The organism is Streptomyces sp. 2-1 (genome assembly GCF_048564895.1).
Lineage (GTDB): Bacteria > Actinomycetota > Actinomycetes > Streptomycetales > Streptomycetaceae > Streptomyces > Streptomyces phaeochromogenes.
In genome coordinates this window covers 1,897,309-1,915,280 of record NZ_CP183383.1, presented here as the reverse complement: position 1 = coordinate 1,915,280, position 17,972 = coordinate 1,897,309, and the positions used below count along the sequence as shown (strand labels likewise).

At 70.8% G+C, this 17,972-nt stretch carries 14 protein-coding genes; 6 read left to right on the top strand and 8 right to left on the bottom strand.

Translation table 11 applies throughout. The features are described from left to right. Window positions 1-83: 83 nt before the first annotated feature. Complete coding sequence (locus ACN20J_RS08405; RefSeq protein ID WP_190231646.1) at window positions 84-878, top strand: metal-dependent hydrolase; 795 nt, start codon at window positions 84-86, stop codon at window positions 876-878. A 104-nt stretch (window positions 879-982) separates the two neighbouring features. On the opposite strand, the gene ACN20J_RS08400 is transcribed toward ACN20J_RS08405, so the two are convergent. From ACN20J_RS08400 to ACN20J_RS08385, 4 genes are all read right to left on the bottom strand, one after another. Continuing rightward, entirely contained in the window at window positions 983-1,264 is a 282-nt protein-coding gene (locus ACN20J_RS08400) for a type B 50S ribosomal protein L31 (protein ID WP_189843755.1), read from the bottom strand. Window positions 1,265-1,328: 64 nt separating this feature from the next. Continuing rightward, window positions 1,329-1,799: a DUF5709 domain-containing protein gene (locus ACN20J_RS08395; protein ID WP_055616649.1), complete on the bottom strand. Its 471-nt coding sequence runs from the start codon at window positions 1,797-1,799 to the stop codon at window positions 1,329-1,331. 356 nt (window positions 1,800-2,155) lie between these two features. Beyond that, the gene (locus tag ACN20J_RS08390) at window positions 2,156-3,946 is read right to left on the bottom strand and encodes an ABC transporter ATP-binding protein (protein ID WP_419665635.1); all 1,791 of its coding nucleotides are present in this window, start codon (window positions 3,944-3,946) and stop codon (window positions 2,156-2,158) included. Further along, window positions 3,943-5,742: an ABC transporter transmembrane domain-containing protein gene (locus tag ACN20J_RS08385; protein ID WP_419665634.1), complete on the bottom strand. Its 1,800-nt coding sequence runs from the start codon at window positions 5,740-5,742 to the stop codon at window positions 3,943-3,945. The genes ACN20J_RS08390 and ACN20J_RS08385 overlap by 4 nt, the downstream gene beginning before the upstream one ends. A 223-nt stretch (window positions 5,743-5,965) precedes the next feature. Here ACN20J_RS08385 and ACN20J_RS08380 point away from each other — a divergent pair, with 223 nt between their 5' ends. Next, entirely contained in the window at window positions 5,966-6,694 is a 729-nt protein-coding gene (locus ACN20J_RS08380) for a hypothetical protein (protein ID WP_361908490.1), read from the top strand. Between the two features lie 85 nt (window positions 6,695-6,779). Here the strand turns inward: ACN20J_RS08380 and ACN20J_RS08375 are convergent, their stop codons facing one another. Further along, on the bottom strand, window positions 6,780-8,276 hold the full coding sequence (locus ACN20J_RS08375) for a glycosyltransferase family 39 protein (protein WP_419665633.1): 1,497 nt from the start codon (window positions 8,274-8,276) through the stop codon (window positions 6,780-6,782). A 119-nt stretch (window positions 8,277-8,395) separates the two neighbouring features. Between ACN20J_RS08375 and ACN20J_RS08370 the strand changes: the two genes are divergently transcribed. Both ACN20J_RS08370 and ACN20J_RS08365 read left to right on the top strand, forming a co-directional pair. After that, complete coding sequence (locus ACN20J_RS08370; RefSeq protein ID WP_419665632.1) at window positions 8,396-10,018, top strand: peptide-N4-asparagine amidase; 1,623 nt, start codon at window positions 8,396-8,398, stop codon at window positions 10,016-10,018. A 142-nt stretch (window positions 10,019-10,160) separates the two neighbouring features. Next, window positions 10,161-11,585 (top strand): cation:dicarboxylate symporter family transporter, encoded by a 1,425-nt coding sequence (locus ACN20J_RS08365; RefSeq protein WP_419665631.1) that lies wholly within the window; start codon window positions 10,161-10,163, stop codon window positions 11,583-11,585. 116 nt (window positions 11,586-11,701) lie between these two features. On the opposite strand, the gene ACN20J_RS08360 is transcribed toward ACN20J_RS08365, so the two are convergent. Together ACN20J_RS08360 and ACN20J_RS08355 are read right to left on the bottom strand one after the other, a co-directional pair. Beyond that, window positions 11,702-13,171 (bottom strand): Gfo/Idh/MocA family protein, encoded by a 1,470-nt coding sequence (locus ACN20J_RS08360; RefSeq protein WP_362295359.1) that lies wholly within the window; start codon window positions 13,169-13,171, stop codon window positions 11,702-11,704. Between the two features lie 284 nt (window positions 13,172-13,455). Next, entirely contained in the window at window positions 13,456-13,920 is a 465-nt protein-coding gene (locus tag ACN20J_RS08355) for a MarR family winged helix-turn-helix transcriptional regulator (protein WP_189843747.1), read from the bottom strand. A 95-nt stretch (window positions 13,921-14,015) separates the two neighbouring features. Here ACN20J_RS08355 and ACN20J_RS08350 point away from each other — a divergent pair, with 95 nt between their 5' ends. Together ACN20J_RS08350 and mltG are read left to right on the top strand one after the other, a co-directional pair. Further along, window positions 14,016-15,815 (top strand): ABC transporter ATP-binding protein, encoded by a 1,800-nt coding sequence (locus ACN20J_RS08350; RefSeq protein ID WP_419665630.1) that lies wholly within the window; start codon window positions 14,016-14,018, stop codon window positions 15,813-15,815. Between the two features lie 43 nt (window positions 15,816-15,858). Continuing rightward, window positions 15,859-16,704 carry an endolytic transglycosylase MltG gene (gene mltG, locus ACN20J_RS08345; RefSeq protein ID WP_189843745.1) on the top strand — a complete coding sequence of 282 codons (846 nt, stop codon included), beginning with the start codon at window positions 15,859-15,861 and terminating at the stop codon, window positions 16,702-16,704. 2 nt (window positions 16,705-16,706) lie between these two features. Here mltG and ACN20J_RS08340 read toward each other — a convergent pair whose 3' ends face one another. After that, complete coding sequence (locus ACN20J_RS08340) at window positions 16,707-17,831, bottom strand: NAD(P)-binding domain-containing protein (protein WP_419665629.1); 1,125 nt, start codon at window positions 17,829-17,831, stop codon at window positions 16,707-16,709. Window positions 17,832-17,972: the final 141 nt, after the last annotated feature.

The following is a 17,972-nucleotide window of genomic DNA, read 5'->3' as shown; positions in this document are numbered from 1 at the left end:
ACGCTACGCTGTGGCGCCGACGGAGCGTCAGCGCGCCTGGGCAACTGGCTGTCAGTACAAGTGGAATGGGGCGGGGTACGGCGATGATGGGACCAGCACACTCACTGTCGGGAGCGGCGGCCTGGCTGGGCGTCGGAGCCGCGGCGGCCGCCACGGGACACACGATGCCCTGGCCGGTCCTCCTGGTCGGCGCGCTGATCTGCGCGGGCGCGGCACTCGCCCCGGATCTGGACCACAAGGCGGCGACCATCTCGCGAGCTTTCGGACCCGTCTCGCGAGGGCTGTGCGAGATCGTCGACAAGCTTTCCTACGCCGTCTACAAGGGGACGAAGAAGGCGGGCGACCCGCGTCGCTCCGGCGGGCACCGCACCCTGACGCACACCTGGCTGTGGGCGGTGATGATCGGCGCCGGGGCCTCGGCCATCGCGATCACGGGAGGCCGCTGGGGAGTCCTGGCACTCCTCTTCGTGCACATAGTGCTCGCGATCGAGGGGCTGCTCTGGCGGGCGACGCGCGGCTCCAGCGCCGACATCCTGGTGTGGCTGCTGGCCGCCACGAGTGCCTGGATCCTCGCGGGAGTACTGGACAAGCCCGGCAACGGCGCCGACTGGCTGTTCACGGCGCCGGGCCAGGAGTACCTGTGGCTGGGACTGCCGATCCTGCTCGGCGCGCTGGTGCACGACATCGGGGACGCGTTGACGGTGTCGGGCTGCCCGATCCTGTGGCCGATCCCGGTCGGTCGCAAGCGCTGGTACCCGATCGGACCGCCCAAGGCGATGCGGTTCCGGGCGGGCAGCTGGGTCGAGCTGAAGGTCCTGATGCCGGCATTCATGGTGCTCGGCGGAGTGGGCTGCGCGGCCGCTCTCAACTTCATCTGAACGACCGCGACCGCTGGGCGAGCACCGTCCCTCGACGGCGACGGCGACGGCGACGGCTGGGCGAGGGCCATCCCCGACAGCCCGACACTCGCCCCCAGGCACGATCAGGCCGCGTCGCCCCCGCCCGGCGCCTGGTCCTGGCTCCCCTTGCCGTACCGCTTCTCGAACTGGGCGATCCGGCCCTCCGTGTCCACGGTCCGGGCCTTGCCGGTGTAGAAGGGGTGGCTCTCGGAGGAGATCTCCACGTCCACGACGGGGTACGTCTCGCCGTCGTCCCAGTCGATCGTCCGGTCGCTGGTCGCGGTGGACCGGGTGAGGAAGGCGTACCCGGCGGCGCGGTCACGGAAGACCACGGGGTGGTAGTCGGGCTGCTTGTCCTGCTGCATGAGTGCTCCTTGCCTGGGGAGAGGGTGCGCGGACAGGTCGGGGGAGTCGACGCGATCGGCCCCGTCAGCCGTACGGGGAGTCCTCGTCGACGATGTGCATGGCGGCCTCTTCCGCCGAGGCCGCGGCGCCGTCGATGCCCACGTCGGTGGCGATCAGACCGCTCTCCCCATCCTCGTGCGCTCCTTCGTTCGGCGCCACGAGACGGCCGGAGCGGAGGTCTCCCACCTCGTTGTCCAGGGGTTCGCCGTCCGAGTCCGGGCAGTCTCCGATGCCGTCACCGTCCGGCTCCGCGATCTCCGGGACCTCTTCCAGGAGGCGCTCGTCCAGGGTCTCGCCTCGATGCCGCTCGGCGGCGGTCACGTCGTTGCGCTCCACCGCCCAGGGTCGCTCCGGTGGTGACCAGCCCCGGTCCAGAGGATCGTCCACGCCGTCGGATTCCAGGGTGTCCTCGGCGTCGAGCAGCCCCGCGTCGTCCTGAACCTCGGATCCGTCGGGCTGGTAGACGTCGTCTCCCCAACCGTCGGCGCTGTCCACGGGTACCTCCAGGTGGTGCGGGCCGGCCTGCTGTCACCGTGTTCGGTGGCGGGGGCGCGGGCCGCTCGGCCCAGGCCTCGCCTGTACGGCGTACGGAACGCACGGAACCAGGCGGTTCCCGGGCGTTCCCCGAGCCGGTGCCGACATCCACCCTTCCACCCCTCTTCGACACCGCGCAACGGCACGGGGCCCGGCGACGGACTCCGGCCCACTCACCAGCGGTGGGCGCGGGCCGGGGCTGGGAGCATGCCGCCGCGCGGCCCCGACCCCCGCATGAGCTGACCCCGGCAGGCCCCGGCCGACCCGCACAGAGGCCGGCCCGGGGCAGCACCCGCTCACGCCGGGGGCAGTGCCGCTCACCCGTGCCAGGACCGCCACAGTGCCGCGTACGCGCCGTCCGCGGCGACCAGTTGATCATGGCTGCCCAGCTCGCTGATACGGCCGTTCTCGACGACCGCGATGACGTCCGCGTCGTGGGCGGTGTGCAGCCGGTGGGCGATGGCGACCACCGTGCGACCGTCCAGGACGCGTGCCAGGGAGCGCTCCAGATGCCGGGCCGCGCGCGGGTCGAGGAGCGAGGTGGCCTCGTCCAGGACCAGCGTGTGCGGATCGGCGAGCACCAGCCGGGCCAGCGCGATCTGCTGCGCCTGCGCCGGGGTGAGGGCAAGGCCGCCCGAGCCGACCTCGGTGTCCAGACCGTCGTCCAGCGCCCGCGCCCAGCCATCGGCGTCGACCGCGCCGAGGGCGGCCCACAGTTCGGCGTCGTCGGCCTCCGTGCGGGCGAGGAGCAGGTTGTCGCGCAGGGCGCCCACGAACACGTGGTGTTCCTGGTTGACCAGGGCCACATGGGAGCGGACCCGTTCGGCGGACATCCGGGACAGTTCCGCGCCGCCAAGCGTGATCCGGCCGGTCCGGGGTGCGTAGATCCCGGCGAGCAGCCTGCCCAGGGTGGACTTGCCCGCGCCGGACGGGCCGACCAGGGCCAGCCGGGTGCCCGGTGCGACCTCCAGGGTGACCTTGCGCAGTACGTCGACGCCCGCGCGGTAGCCGAAGTGAACCTGGTCGGCGTGCACGTCCCGGCCGTCGGGGGTCAGCGACGCGTCACCGGCGTCCGGCTCGATGTCGCGGACGCCGACCAGCCGGGCCAGCGACACCTGCGCCACCTGGAGCTCGTCGTACCAGCGCAGGATCAGGCCCACCGGGTCGACGAGCATCTGCGCGATCAGGGCGCCCGTCGTCAGCTGGCCCACCCCGATCCAGCCCTGGAGGACGAAGTACCCGCCGATCATCAGGACCGAGCCGAGGACCGTGACGTGGGTGAGGTTGATGACCGGGAAGAGCACCGAGCGCAGCCACAGGGTGTACCGCTCCCAGGCGGTCCACTCCTGGACCCGCCGGTCCGACAGTGCGATGCGCCGCTCGCTCAGGCGGTGCGCCTCGATGGTGCGGCCCGCGTCCACGGTCTCCGAGAGCACGGCGGCCACGGCGGCGTATCCGGCGGCCTCGGAGCGGTAGCCGGACGAAGCGCGCTTGAAGTACCAGCGGCAGCCGACGACCAGGATCGGGACGGCGACCAGCACGGCGGGCGCGAGCGGCGGCGCGGTCACGGCGAGCCCGCCGAGCAGCAGCGCCACCCACACCACACCGATGGCCAGCTGAGGCACGGCCTCGCGCATGGCGTTGGCCAGCCGGTCGATGTCCGTGGTGATCCGGGACAGCAGATCGCCCGTCCCGGCCCGCTCCAGAACGCCCGGCGGCAGCCCCACCGACCGTACGAGGAAGTCCTCGCGCAGGTCGGCGAGCATCCGCTCGCCGAGCATCGCGCCCCGCAGCCGTACCTGGCGTACGAACACGGCCTGGACGACGAGGGCGAGGACGAACAGCGCGGCGGTGCGCTCCATGTGCAGCTCGCGTGCCGCCGCCGTGCCGTCGGAGACGCGCTGGACGAGCGAGCCCAGCAGGTAGGGGCCCACCATCGAGGCGATGACGGCGACCGTGTTGACGGTGATGAGCAGCAGGAAGGCCCGGCGGTGCCGTTGGAACAGTTCGGCCACGTAGGCGCGTACGGTCGCGGGGGCGCCGACGGGCAGGGTCTCTGCGGTCGTCGGGGCCGCCGGGTCGTAGGCCGGTGGCGCCACGCCGATCATGCGGTCTCCTCGATTTCTTCCAGTTCTCGCAGGCGGCCCAGTTCGTGTGAAGCGGCCTCTTCGTCGGTCTCACGGGTCACCACGGCCCGGTACCGGGGCTCGCTGTGCAGCAGCTCGCGGTGCACGCCGACCGCCGCGACCTCGCCTTCGTGGACGAGTACGACCCGGTCCGCGTGGTCCAGGAGCAGCGGCGACGAGGTGAACACCACCGTCGTGCGGCCCTGGCGCAGGGAGCGGACGCCGTCGGCGATGCGTGCCTCGGTGTGCGAGTCGACAGCGGACGTCGGCTCGTCCAGGACGAGCACCTCCGGGTCCGTGATCAGCGACCGGGCCAGCGCGAGACGCTGGCGCTGGCCGCCCGACAGGGAGCGGCCACGTTCGGTGATCCGGGCGTCCATCGGGTCGGCGGCGTCCAGCGACCCCTGGGCGAGCGCGTCCAGGACATCGCCGCACTGCGCGGCGGCCAGTGCCTCCTCGGCGCTGACGTCCCCGGAGGCGGGCACGTCGAGCAGTTCCCGCAGGGTGCCGGAGAGCAGCACCGGGTCCTTGTCCTGGACGAGGACGGCGCTGCGCGCGGAGTCGAGCGGAAGCTCGTCCAGCGGCACGCCGCCGACCAGCGCCGACGGCAGCTCCGAGGAGTCCGCCGCGTGACCGCCGAGGCGCTCGGCCAGCACACCCGCCGCGTCCGGGTCACCGCACACCACCGCGGTGAGCCGTCCGCTGGGCGCGAGCAGCCCGGTCGCAGGGTCGTACAGGTCACCGGCCGGTACGACGGCCTCGCGCGAGCCCTCGCCGTCCGTCGCGCGCTCCAGCGACAGCACCCGGGCGGCGCGTTTCGCGGACGGCCGGGAGAAGGAGTAGGCCATCGCGATCTCCTCGAAGTGACGGAGCGGATAGGTGAGGAGCATGACGGCGCTGTACACGGTGACCAGTTGGCCGACGGTGATCCGGCCCTCGCGGGCCAGGTTCACGCCGTGCCAGACGACGACGATCAGCAGCAGTCCGGGCAGCAGTACCTGGATCGCGGAGATCAGCGCCCACATACGGGCGCTGCGCACGGCCGCGTGCCGGACCTCCTGCGAGGCGCGCCGGTAGCGGTCGAGGAACAGCTCCTCGCCGCCGATGCCACGCAGCACGCGCAGACCCGCGACGGTGTCCGAGGCGAGCTCGGTGGCGTGTCCCGCCTTCTCGCGCTGGAAGTCGGCACGCCGGGTCGCCCGGGGCAGCAGCGGCAGCACCGCGAGCGCCAGGACGGGCACGCCCACGGCGACGACGACCCCGAGCGCCGGCTGGTAGACGACCAGGGCGACACAGACGAGCACGATGGTGACCGCGGCAGCGGTGAACCGCGACACGGCCTCCACGAACCAGCCGATCTTCTCCACGTCACCGGTCGAGACCGCGACGATCTCACCGGCCGCCACGCGCCGCGTCAGCGCGGAGCCCAGCAAAGCGGTCCTGCGCGCCAGGAGCTGCTGGACGCGCGCGGCAGCGGTGATCCAGTTGGTGACCGCGGCCCGGTGGAGCATGGTGTCGCCCAGCGCGATGCCGAGCCCGCACAGCGCGATCAGCCCGCCCGCCATGCCGAGCCGCGCACCGGAGCGGTCCACGACCGACTGGACGGCGAAGCCCACACAGAAGGGCAGTCCGGACACGGACAGGAAGTGCAGCAGACCCCAGGCCAGGGCCTTCGCCTGTCCGCCGAGCTGATTCCGGCCGAGCCACACCAGGAACCGGGGCCCCGAGCGTGCGTCGGGCACACCCGGGTCGGGATACGGAAGGTCTTGAATCTGCATGACGTCCCAGGGGGCTCGTTGAACGGAGTGGGGGAGGCAACAAACCGTGAAAGGTTCGCGTCACAGCGTGTCCGCAGGCAAACGGTTTTCCGCCGCGAGGCAAAGATTCGGCCCGGACCGCCCGCATATCGACCGGAAGCCGTGGGGCCGGACGCAATCGTCCGGATCGTGGTGCGACGATGGACCGATGCGAATAGGCGGTGCGACGCGAACAGGCGGTGCGATGCGCACGACGGCCGTGGCCGTGGTGTCCGGTGCTCTTCTGATGTCCCTGGCGGCGTGCGGCGGTTCGGACGGCGGGAGCGGGAAGAAGAGCGACGGGCAGGCGGACGGCGGGACCGGGTCCGGGCAGGCGCGCACCGTCGACCTCAAGACGATCCCGGACGTCGGGGACAAGCTGCGGAAGCAGATCCCCTCGGACTCCCGGCAGGTCGTCGCCGTCTACGGAGAGGGCGAGAACTCGGCGGACTCCACGATCGTCCTCTACACCAAGTCCGGCTCCACCTGGGACAAGACCCGCAGCTGGAAGGGCCACAACGGCAAGAAGGGCTGGACGACCAACCACCGCGAGAACGACAAGCGCAGCCCCGTCGGGGTCTTCACGCTCAGCGACGCGGGCGGCGTCCTCACCGACCCCGGTGCCAAGCTTCCGTACACCGAGTCGGCGGGCTTCCAGGCCCCGCACTACTGGGCCAAGTCGCACTGGAACGACTTCGACTACGTCATCGCCATCGACTACAACCGAGTCAAGGGCACCTCACCGAACGACCCGACCCGTCCCCAGGGCCAGTCCAAGGGCGGCAGCATCTGGCTGCACATGGACCACGGCAGCGGTACGTCGGCCTGCGTGAGCCTGCCCAAGTCCGGCATGGAGTACCTGTTGCGCACCCTCGACCCGGACCAGAAACCGGTCGTGGTGATGGGCGACAAGGCGAACCTCAAGGCCGCCTGACCGCCCGTCACCGGCCACCGCGCGCCCTCAGCAGCTCTCTGCGAGCCCTTACTACTGAGGGCGCTCGGGAAGTATCCGCGCGCCCTCAGTAGTAGTGGCGAAGAGACGGCCACAGCCGCGACCACGGCCGCGTCGTCCCCGAGCACAACACCACGGCCGCGCCCTGCTCCTCGTTCTCCACCCCGTGGCCGTTGTCCACGCGCGCGACCCGACGGCAGTCGGTGAAGTACCGCTCGATGCCGTCCGCGTCCTCCTGCCGGACGACGAGCACCGGTCCGTCGGCCGAGTCCGCCGGAGGGCCCCAGTCGGCGTAGCTCATATGGCCGGAGTAGGGCCGAGGCAGCCCGCGCGCGGGTCCGTAGCGGTCCAGGGCGCCCGCCTCGCCGTAGTTCTGCGTGAAGACCACGGCACGCGCCCGCTCGCTCGCGGGAATCGCGGACCAGCCCTTCGCAGCCGCGTCGGCGAGCGCGGGCCAGCCCACCTGCTCGCCCTGCTCCTTGTTGAGCGCCATCGGCACGGCGAGCGAACTCGGCGGCAGCACGGGCAGGGTGACCATCGCGTTGACCGCGACGGTCACGAGCACGGCCACCACCGGCCACGTACGGCCGTGCCGCCGCGTCCAGGCCAGAGCCGGCTCGCAGCCCGCCACGAGCAGCACGATCAGCAGCGGAACGACGTAATACCCCTTGCCGCCCAGCGCCACGACCAGCACACACAACAGGGGGTACGCGACCGCTGTCGGACGAGCCCACCGCAGGGCCGGATCGCGCCAGAGCCGCAGCCAGCCGGCGACCCACACCGGCACGAACAGCGGGGACAGATAGATGAGTTGCTCGGGCACGAACAGGATCCGGTTCTCGGTCCCGTCGTCCGTGCCGATCCCCTCCGCGACCGTCAGCTGAGGCCAGTCGTGATCCGCCTGCCACCACAGATTGGGCGCCGCCACCGCGAGGGCCACGGCCGCGCCGGCGAGCAGCCACGGGCTGCGCAGCACCCGCCGCGGACCCACGGCGAGCACGCCCGCGAGCAGTGCGACGACCAGCAGCGCCACGAGGTACTTGTTCAGCAGACCGACCCCGACGCACAGGCCGATCGCGAGCCACCAGCGCCCGTCACCGGTGCGCAGCAGGCGCAGTACCAGCCAGCAGATCAGCAGCCACGCCAGCAGGTCGAAGCCGGCGGTCGAGAGCAGGTGCCCGACCGCCAACGGCTGTGCGGACACGCCCGCGAGCCCCGCCGCGACCACCTGTGTCCTGCGGTCACCGCCCAACTCCCGTGCCACGAGGGTGACCACGAGGACGGCGGCCACGAAGGCGAGCGTCGCCGGGACCCGCAATGCGACGGTCGAGTCCCCGAAGAGCGCGGTGGCAGCCCGCGCGAGGAACGGCGTCAGCGGCGGCTGGTCGACATACCCCCAGGCCGGATGGTCACCCGCCGCGAGGAAGTACAACTCGTCGCGGTGGTACCCGTATCGGCCGGACAGCGCGGTCAGTACGGTGGCGAGAACGGCCGCCAGGCCCGCCACCGGACCAAGGGCGAAACTCGGTAACTCGCGCGGCGCGTCGTCCCGTTCCCGATCCATAGCGTCCCCCCGCCAACCGGTCGCATCACCGTACTGACGGGGACCGATCCGGTCGAGGGGGCCCGTCATGACCCGAGGACGCATTGCGGCCCGGGCCAACTCCCCGTAGAACACCGCCCATGAGAAGACGGATCATCATGTCCATGCTCGCCGGGGTGACCCTCGTGGCGAGCACCCTCCTCGGGGCGGCCCCCGCGCAATCGGCCGACACGCCCGCCGAGTTCGGCACCGACTGGCACGACCCGGTCACCGCCGCGCCGCCGGTCACCCGACCGGACACCAAGTCCTGCGACGTCACCGTCGCCGAGGCCCAGTTCAAGGACTTCACGCCCTACAAGGGCACATACGCGCCCCCGCGCGGCTGCGGCGACCGCTGGAGCAAGGTCGTCCTGCGCCTCGAAGGGAAGGTCAAGGGGCGGCAGTTCGACCGGCTCGGCCATCTGCACATCGGCGGAGTGGAGGTCTTCCGTACGTCCACTCCGCAGCCCTCGCCCGAGGGTATCGAGTGGTCGGTGGAGAAGGACGTCACGCGCTACAGCGACACGTTCCGGCAGAACCAGAACGTCGAGATGCTCATCGGGAACGTCGTGGACGACACCTACACGGGCATCATCGACGTCAAGGTCACGCTCACCTTCTACGCGGGCGAGCCGGCCGCGGCTCTCCACGAGGGCGAGCCCGCCGCGAAGAAGGCCCCCGACCGCGTACTCACCCTCCAGGACGGCGCCCTCACCACGCCCCGCAACAGTGAACGCATCGTCGCCGAGGTATACGCCACAGGGTCGGGCGGCGGCTGCGAGGAGTACTGGTATCTGACGGTGCCCGACGCCGCGCCGTACTCCTGCAAGGCCGACGACGGCCCCTACCGCGAGGTGCAGATCAAGGTCGACGGCCGGCTCGCGGGCATCGCGGCGCCGTTCCCGACCGTCTGGACCGGAGGCTGGTCCAACCCCTTCCTCTGGTATGTGATTCCGGGCCCGCGCGCCTTCGACATCAAGCCCGTCGAGTACGACCTGACACCGTTCGCCGGGCTCCTCAACGACGGTCGTCCGCACCGGATCGACGTCTCCGTAGTGGGCGTTCCCGAGGGGCAGGCCGGCTGGAGCACCCCGGTGAACGTCCTCGTCTGGCAGGACGCGAAGAGCAAGCAGGTCACCGGGAAGCTCACCGCGCACAGGGCGGGAGACCTCGACAACTCCTCCACGTACACACCGGGTTCGGAGCACCGTCTCGACACCGCGGCCGGGCACCGGCTGACCGTGGCCGGGTACGTCGACACCTCGCACGGTCGCGTGAGGACCAGCATCGACCGCAGGCTGGCCAACACCTCTGTGCACCGCTGGACGGACGGCGAGAACACCGACGCGCTGAAGGGGACCTGGACCGACGACGAGATAGTCACCGTGGACGGACGCGGGCCCGCCAAGTCGACCCGGACCCACCGCACCTACACCATGGACGGCACCACGACGCTCGGCGCGGGCGACCGGCTGCGTACGGTGCTGTCGCTGGGGGACCGGGCCGCGGTCGAGGAGACGCGAGGCGGCCGGCGCACGGCGTGGTCCCGGCTCGACGACAGCTACGCGGGTGACGCCACGTATACGGCGAACGTGCCGCGCGACCAGCGGCACGCGGTCGGCACGACCAGTGAGCGCTACCGGCTCTACGGCTCGGGCGGTTGTCACGACCGGACGCTGGTGACCGTGCAGGGGACGCTCACCGAGGACCGCGTGGCCTGCTGAAGGTCCAGTGTGGGACGTGCCACATCCCTCGATGATTTACACGCATGTCACATCGAGGTCTCCGGCGGTAGCAAACTCCCCCGATAGTGATCACCGCGGAATCCGCTTTCCGCATCCCAGAAGTCCCCCTGGAGGAGTGCCCGTGCCGCCGTCTGTACCGTCCCCGCGACGCGTCGCACGCATCTTGCGTACCTCACTGTTCGCGCAGGTCGCCTGCGCGCTCGTGCTCGGAATCGTCGTCGGAAGGTTGTGGCCGGACACGGCCACGACCTTCCAGCCGCTCGGCGACGGTTTCGTGCGTCTCATCAAGACGGTGATCTCGCCGCTCGTGTTCTGTGTGGTCGTCGTCGGCATCGCCAAGGCCGGCAACCTGAAGGCCTTCGGCCGGATCGGGCTCAAGGCCCTGATCTGGTTCGAGATCGCCTCCACCGCCGCGCTGCTCATCGGCCTGATCGCCGCCAACGTCTTCGCCCCCGGGTCGGGCATGAACGTCGACCCGTCGAAGCTCGACGCCTCGGCGGTCGACGACAAGACCGCCGGTGGCGCGTTGCCGACGACCACCGAGTTCATCCTCAACGCGTTGCCGCAGAGCGCGGTCGGCGCCTTCGCCGAGAACTCGCTGCTGCAGGTCCTGGTGCTGGCCTGCCTCACGGGCGCGGCGCTGCTCCACCTCGGCCACACCAAGGTGCCCGCGATCCTGCCCGCCATCGAGCAGGCCCAGGAGATCATCTTCGCGATCGTCGGCTTCGTCATGAAGCTCGCCCCGCTCGCCGTCTTCGGCGCGATGGTCCACCTGGTGGGCGAGTACGGCCTCGGGGTCATGAAGACGTACGGCAAGCTCATCGTTCTCTGCTACGCCGTGGCGATGGTCTTCCTCGTGCTGCTCGCGGTCGCGTTGAAGCTGGTCACCGGGCTGAGCCTGTGGAAGTTCGTCCGCTACACGCGCGCGGAGTTGCTGCTCGCGCTCGGCACGGCGTCCAGCGAGACGGTCATGCCCCGCATGATGCAGAAGCTGCGTCAGGCGGGCGCCCGTGACGACGCGGTGGGTCTGGTGCTGCCGACGGGGTACTCCTTCAACCTCGACGGCGCCTCGATCTACCTCTCCATCGGCACCCTGTTCATCGCGCAGGCCGTGGGTGTCGACCTCAGCCTGAGCCAGCAGGTCACCGTGATCCTGGTGCTCATGCTGACCAGCAAGGGCATGGCCGGCATCCCCGGTTCGGCCTTCCTCGCCCTGTCGGCGACCGCCTCCTCGCTCGGCGCCATCCCCGCAGGGGCCGTCGCGCTGCTGCTCGGCGTCGACCGCATCATGGACTCGATGCGCGTCGTCACCAACCTGCTCGGCAACTGCGTCGCCGTCTTCGCCGTCTCCCGCTGGGAGGGCGCGCTGGACATGGACCGGGCGAAGAAGATGCTCGACGGCGAGATCGCGTTCGTGGAGGAGGACCTGACGCCCGCCGGCGGTGACCCGAAGGCGGCCGCGAGCGAGGAGCCTGCGGACACGGCGGAGGAACTCGCGGGGTCCAAGGCATCGTTGACCAAGGAGCCCGCGGGCGAAGTGAGTTGAGCGCCGGGGCCCGGCGCATCCGCTCGACGCCGGGCCCCACGCCTCCCATCCCGGAGGCCCCGCAAGACTCTCGAAGGCCTCCAGGAGGACCCGCACCGGGGGTCACGCCCGCCCGGTCACCCCTGCGGCTTCTGCGAGTCCACCCCCGGCCGCTCCTTCTTCCACAGCCCGCGCGTGAAGTCCGGGATCGCCTGCGGTGCCCCGTGCGCCTTGATCGAGGCATGGCTCAGCGGCACCGGCGCGGTCCAGGTGGCGGCGTCGTACACGTCGAAGTCCGGGACGAGCCCGAGTCGCATGCACTGCATCAGCCGGAACAGCATGATGTAGTCCATCCCGCCGTGTCCGCCGGGCGGGTTGGCGTGCTCCTTCCACAACCAGTGGTCCCAGTCGGCATACGCCCCGAAGTCGCCCCAGGCGTCATCTGTGTGGTCCGGCTCTATGTAAATCCGCTCCGGGTAGTCCTCGAAGACACCCTTCGTGCCGCCGAGACTGTTGATCCGCGAGTAGGGATGTGGCGTCGACACATCGTGTTCGAGCCGGATCACCCGTCCCTTCGCGGTCTGTACGAGGCTGATGGTCCGGTCGCTCTCGATGTACGTCTCCTTCCAGCTCGGGTCGCCCGGCGGCATGTTCGCCGCCCGGTACTCGGCGAGTCCGAGCGAGGGCGTGCCGAAGCTGGAGACGTGCGTGACACGGTCACCGCGGTTGACGTCCATGTAGTTGGCGACGGGCCCGAAGCCGTGGTTCGGGTAGAGGTCGCCGCGCAGCCGGGTGTGCCATAGCCGCCGCCAGGGGCCCTCGTAGTAGTCCGGGTCGAACATCAGGCCGCGCAGATCGTGGTTGTAGGCGCCGGCGCCGTGCAGCAGCCGGCCGAACTTCCCGGCGTGCGCCATGCGCAGGACCCGCATCTCGTTCCTGCCGTAGCAGCAGTTCTCCAACTGCATGCAGTGTCTGCGGGTGCGCTCGGAGAGGTCGACCAGTTCCCAGAGCTGGTCGAGCCGCATCGCGATCGGACACTCCACGCCGACGTGCTTGCCGCTGAGCATCGCCGTCTTCGCCATCTCGAAGTGCCAGTCCCAGGGCGTCGCCACGTACACGAAGTCGAGGTCGCCGCGCTCGCACAGTCCGACGAAGTCGTGATCACCCTTCGTGTACGTCGCCGGGGCGGGCTGTCCCGCGGCCACCACCTTGGCCGCGGCGCTCGCGGTCTTGTCCTTGACCGGGTCGCACAGCGCGACGACGCGGACTCCGTCGAGAGCGAGGAACAGGTCGATCATGCCGTTGCCACGGTTGCCGAGCCCGATGATCCCCACCCGTACCGTGCCGCGCCCCTCGAAGGGCACGCCGATCATGGTTCTGCCCTTCGCGGCGGGAACGGCGGGCTCGGCTTCCGCCGCGGCCCCGGGAGCAGCGCCGGGTGCGGCCTCCGCCGCCGTCCCGGGCTCGGCCGCGTGAGCCGTGCCCCCACCCGCGAGCGCGCCGATCCCCAGACCCGCTCCGGCGGCTCCGGCCGTGCGCAGGACCGAGCGTCGGGAGTAGCCCTCGGGGTTCTCGTCGGGTTCCGGTGTCGCGTGCTCGTCGTGCATCGGACCTCCTCGGTGGGTGGGCGCGGGTTCGGCGCGCTGTCACCCTCCTAGGGGGCCGACCGGGTCGCAAGGGGCCGAAGTGGCCAGGGAGTTGGACTTCCGGGGCTGGGTCTTTGGACTTCCGTGTGCGTGTGCGTGTGCGTGTGCGAGTGGGAGGCGCGGGGCCGTCGCCAACCCGGCCCGGTGGTGGAGCGGGGCATGCGTCGACCCGCGGTCCGCAGCGGGAGCGGGCCCCTCACTCCTGTCGGCGCGCCTCCCGGTCGCCCCCGCCGGCACCACCCCGTTCAGCAGTCGCGCCTGGGCGGCTCCACCGCGCCCATTCCGTCCACCAACGTGTCCAGCAGCCCCCCGAGGACCTTGCGCTGGTCGTCCGAGAGCGGCGCCAGGATGTCCTCCGCCGCGGTCCGCCGCGCGGCGCGCAGCTCGCGCAGGGCCCCGCGGCCGTCGTCCGTCAGCTCGATGCGGATCACCCGGCGGTTGGTGGGGTCCGGTACGCGACGCACCTTGCCGCTCGCCTCCAGGCCGTCGACCAGCGTCGTCACGGCCCGGGGCACCACCTCCAGCCGCTCGGCCAGGTCGGCCATGCGCGGCGGCGAGCCGTAGTGCGCGAGGGTGCGCAGGAGCCGGGACTGCGCCGGAGTGATGCCGAGCCCGCGCTTCTCCAGCTGACGCTTCTGGATGCGGTGCACACGGCGGGTCAACCGCAGCAGCTGCTCGGCGAGCAGGCCGTCGGCGTCTGGGGTGTCCATGACGGGAACAATATCAGGACCTCGTTCATTGTGAGTATAGGTAACAATGAGCTATGCTCCGTCAGTCATCGTTCTCTCACCCTCCGTAGGAGCCCATGCCCCGCGACGACATCAACTGGACACCGCCACCTGTCGAGGAAGGACAACCCCGGCAGGTGCGCCGCATTCTCAAGCTCTTCCGTCCCTACCGCGGCCGGCTGGCCGTCGTAGGCCTCCTCGTGGGCGCCGCGTCCCTGGTCTCGGTCGCCACGCCCTTCCTGCTGAAAGAGATCCTCGACACCGCGATCCCGCAGGGCCGCACAGGCCTGCTGAGCCTGCTCGCGCTCGGCATGATCCTCAGTGCCGTCCTCGGTGGTGTCTTCGGAGTCCTGCAGACCCTCATCTCCACGACGGTCGGCCAGCGCGTCATGCACGACCTGCGCACCGCCGTCTACGGCCGGCTGCAGCGCATGTCGCTCGCCTTCTTCACCAGGACCCGCACCGGCGAGGTCCAGTCCCGCATCGCGAACGACATCGGCGGCATGCAGGCCACGGTCACCTCGACCGCCACCTCGCTCGTCTCGAACCTCACCAGCGTCATCGCCACGATCGTCGCGATGATCGCCCTGGACTGGCGGCTGACCGTCGTCTCGCTGCTCCTGCTGCCGGTGTTCGTGTGGATCAGCCGCCGCGTCGGCAACGAACGCAAGAAGATCACCACCGAGCGCCAGAAGCAGATGGCCGCCATGGCCGCCACCGTCACCGAGTCGCTCTCCGTCAGCGGCATCCTGCTCGGCCGCACGATGGGCCGCTCGGACTCGCTCACCCGCTCCTTCGCCGACGAGTCCGAGGGCCTCGTCGACCTGGAGGTCCGGTCGAACATGGCGGGCCGCTGGCGGATGGCCGTCATTGGGATCGTCATGGCCGCCATGCCGGCCGTCATCTACTGGACCGCGGGCATAGCCCTCCAGTTCGGCGGACCCGCCATCTCCATCGGCACGCTCGTCGCCTTCGTCTCGCTCCAGCAGGGCCTCTTCCGGCCGACCGTGAGCCTGCTCTCCACCGGCGTCCAGATCCAGACCTCGCTCGCCCTGTTCCAGCGCATCTTCGAGTACCTCGACCTGCCCATCGACATCACCGAGCCCGAGGACCCGATCCGCCTCGACCAGGTCAAGGGAGAGGTGCGCTTCGAGGGCGTGGAGTTCCGCTACGACGACAAGAGCGGCCCCATCCTCGACGGCATCGACATCACCGTCCCCGCAGGCGGCAGCCTCGCCGTCGTCGGCGCGACCGGCGCGGGCAAGTCCACGCTCAGCTATCTGGTGCCGCGTCTGTACGACGTCACGGGCGGCCGCGTCACGCTCGACGGGGTGGACGTGCGCGACCTGGACTTCGACACCCTCGCCCGAGGGATCGGCGTCGTCTCCCAGGAGACGTACCTCTTCCACGCCACGGTCGCCGAGAACCTGCGGTTCGCCAAGCCGGACGCCACCGACGAGCAGCTGTACGAGGCCGCGAAGGCCGCGCAGATCCACGACCACATCGCGTCGCTGCCCGACGGGTACGACACGGTGGTGGGGGAGCGCGGACACCGGTTCTCCGGCGGCGAGAAGCAGCGCCTGGCCATCGCCCGCACCATCCTGCGGGACCCGCCGGTCCTGATCCTCGACGAGGCGACCAGCGCCCTGGACACCCGCACCGAGCGCGCCGTTCAGGAGGCCATCGACGCCCTGTCGGCCAACCGGACCACCCTCACCATCGCGCACAGGCTGTCCACCATTCGGGGCGCCGACCAGATCGTGGTCCTCGACGCTGGGCGACCGGCGGAACGGGGCACGCACGAGGAGCTGTTGGAGCGCGAGGGCCGCTACGCCGCACTGGTCCGCAGAGACGCCCAACTGGAGCCAACAAGATGACTATATGTCGAGATTGTGGCGATATGCGGGTTACCGTGCCCGCATGCAGATCTACACGCCGCCCAGTCGGCCACGGAGAACGATTCGACTGACGAGCCGGGGCCGGACCGCCCTCATCGTGACCGGCGCCGTCGTGGCGGCCACCGCCGTGGCGGTGCCGCTGCTGAGCACGGACGAGAAGAAGGAGCCGCTCGCCCTGGTGATCCCGGAGGGCTGGCGCGCCGGCCAGGTCTACGAGGCCGTGGACAAGGTCCTCGCCCTGCCCGGGGGCACCACGAAGAAGTCCCTGGAGAAGGCGAACCTCAAGCTTCCGAACGACGCGAGCGGCAACCCCGAGGGGTATCTGTTCCCGGCCACGTATCCCATCGACAAGAAGTCGACCCCGGTGTCCCTGCTGACGTACATGGTCGACACCGCGAACAAGCGGTTCGGCGGTGGGACGGTCACGGCCGGGGCCGAGCGGAACGCGATGAACGTCTATCAGACCGTCACCGTGGCGAGCATGGTCCAGGCCGAAGCGGCCACCAAGAAGGACATGGGCAGGGTGGCCCGCGTGATCTACAACCGGCTCGACCGGGGCATGCCGCTGCAGATGGACTCCACGATCAACTACGCGCTGAACCGCAACACCCTCCGCACCAGCGAGAACGACACGCGGCTCAACAGCCCGTACAACACGTACGTACGGATGGGGCTGCCGCCCTCGCCCATCGCCAACCCCGGCGAGGAGGCGATGCGCGCCGCGGTCGCCCCGCCGCAGGGCGACTGGCTCTACTTCGTCACCGTCAAGCCCGGTGACACCCGCTTCACCGCCGACTACGAGGAGCACCGGAGGAACGTGGCGGAGTTCAACCGCACCAACAAGAGCGCGCCCGCGAAGTCGGGCTGACGTCACCCCACCGGCACGACCTCCGAGGTGGCGTTCGAGGTGACATTCGGGGCGGCGGTCGAGGTGGTGTCCGGGGCGACCGCCAGCAGCCGCCGGATGTCCCGCACCGCCGCGCGCCCGGCGCGGTTGGCTCCGATCGTGCTGGCCGACGGCCCGTACCCGACCAGATGGATCCGCGGATCGGCGACCGCGCGGGTCCCCTCGACACGGATGCCGCCGCCGGGCTCGCGCAGCCGCAGCGGCGTCAGATGGTCGATCGCGGCGCGGAAACCGGTCGCCCAGAGAATGACGTCGGCGGCCACGCGCCGCCCGTCGTCCCACTCCAAGCCGTCGGGAGTGATCCGGTCGAACATCGGCTGCCGGTCCAGGACGCCGTCCTCGATGCCCTGCCGGATCGCGTCGTTGAGCGGCAGCCCGGTCACCGACACGACACTCTTCGGCGGCAGCCCCTGACGGACCCGTTCCTCCACCAGTGCGACCACTTCCCGGCCCACGTCCTCGGTGAACGGACCCTCGCGGAACACCGGCGGTCGCCGCGTCACCCAGGTGGTCTCGGCCGCGTACGGCGCGATCTCCAGCAGATGCTGAGTACCGGACGCGCCCCCGCCCACCACGACGACCCGCTGCCCGGCGAACTCCTCGGGACCCGGGTACTGGGCCGTGTGCAACTGCCGTCCCCGGAAGGTGTCCTGCCCCGGGTAGCGCGGCCAGAACGGCCGGTCCCAGGTGCCCGTCGCGTTGATCAGCGCGCGCGTCGACCACGTACCGTCGGAGGTCTCGACGAGCAGCCGGCCCCCCTCGCCCTCGCGCACGGCCTTCACGTCGACCGGCCGCCGCACCCGCAGATCGAAGGTGCGCTCGTAGGTGTCGAAGTACTCCGCGATGACCTCGGAGGACGGCCGCGCCGGATCGGCGTCCGTCAGCTCCATGCCCGGCAGGGCGTGCATTCCGTGCACCTTGCCGTACGTGAGGGACGGCCACCGGAACTGCCACGCCCCGCCCGCCCGCGGAGCGTGGTCCAGGACCACGAAGTCCCGCTCCGGCTCGAAGCCGGTGCGCCGCAGGTGATAGGCGCTGGACAGTCCGGCCTGCCCGGCGCCGACCACGACGACATCGACTTCCCGCACGGTCCCCGCCTGCGCTCCGGTATTGTTCACGCTTCTACCAACCCCGCCGCGTGCACGGATCTTCCCGGCCTCTGCGGACGCCCCGTAAAGGGCGCGGGAAGCTGCGCGACCAGCCACGGTCGGCCCGCAGACAAGGAACGG

Bases quoted from the DNA above. Each gene is read 5' to 3' on its own strand.
- ACN20J_RS08385 (WP_419665634.1), bottom strand. From the start codon at position 5,742: ATGCAGATTCAAGACCTTCCGTATCCCGACCCGGGTGTGCCCGACGCA.
- ACN20J_RS08380 (WP_361908490.1), top strand. From the start codon at position 5,966: ATGCGCACGACGGCCGTGGCCGTGGTGTCCGGTGCTCTTCTGATGTCC.
- ACN20J_RS08370 (WP_419665632.1), top strand. From the start codon at position 8,396: ATGAGAAGACGGATCATCATGTCCATGCTCGCCGGGGTGACCCTCGTG.
- ACN20J_RS08360 (WP_362295359.1), bottom strand. From the start codon at position 13,171: ATGCACGACGAGCACGCGACACCGGAACCCGACGAGAACCCCGAGGGC.
- mltG (WP_189843745.1), top strand. From the start codon at position 15,859: ATGCAGATCTACACGCCGCCCAGTCGGCCACGGAGAACGATTCGACTG.
- ACN20J_RS08375 (WP_419665633.1), bottom strand. From the start codon at position 8,276: ATGGATCGGGAACGGGACGACGCGCCGCGCGAGTTACCGAGTTTCGCC.
- ACN20J_RS08390 (WP_419665635.1), bottom strand. From the start codon at position 3,946: ATGATCGGCGTGGCGCCACCGGCCTACGACCCGGCGGCCCCGACGACC.
- ACN20J_RS08400 (WP_189843755.1), bottom strand. From the start codon at position 1,264: ATGCAGCAGGACAAGCAGCCCGACTACCACCCCGTGGTCTTCCGTGAC.
- ACN20J_RS08405 (WP_190231646.1), top strand. From the start codon at position 84: ATGATGGGACCAGCACACTCACTGTCGGGAGCGGCGGCCTGGCTGGGC.
- ACN20J_RS08350 (WP_419665630.1), top strand. From the start codon at position 14,016: ATGCCCCGCGACGACATCAACTGGACACCGCCACCTGTCGAGGAAGGA.
- ACN20J_RS08355 (WP_189843747.1), bottom strand. From the start codon at position 13,920: ATGGACACCCCAGACGCCGACGGCCTGCTCGCCGAGCAGCTGCTGCGG.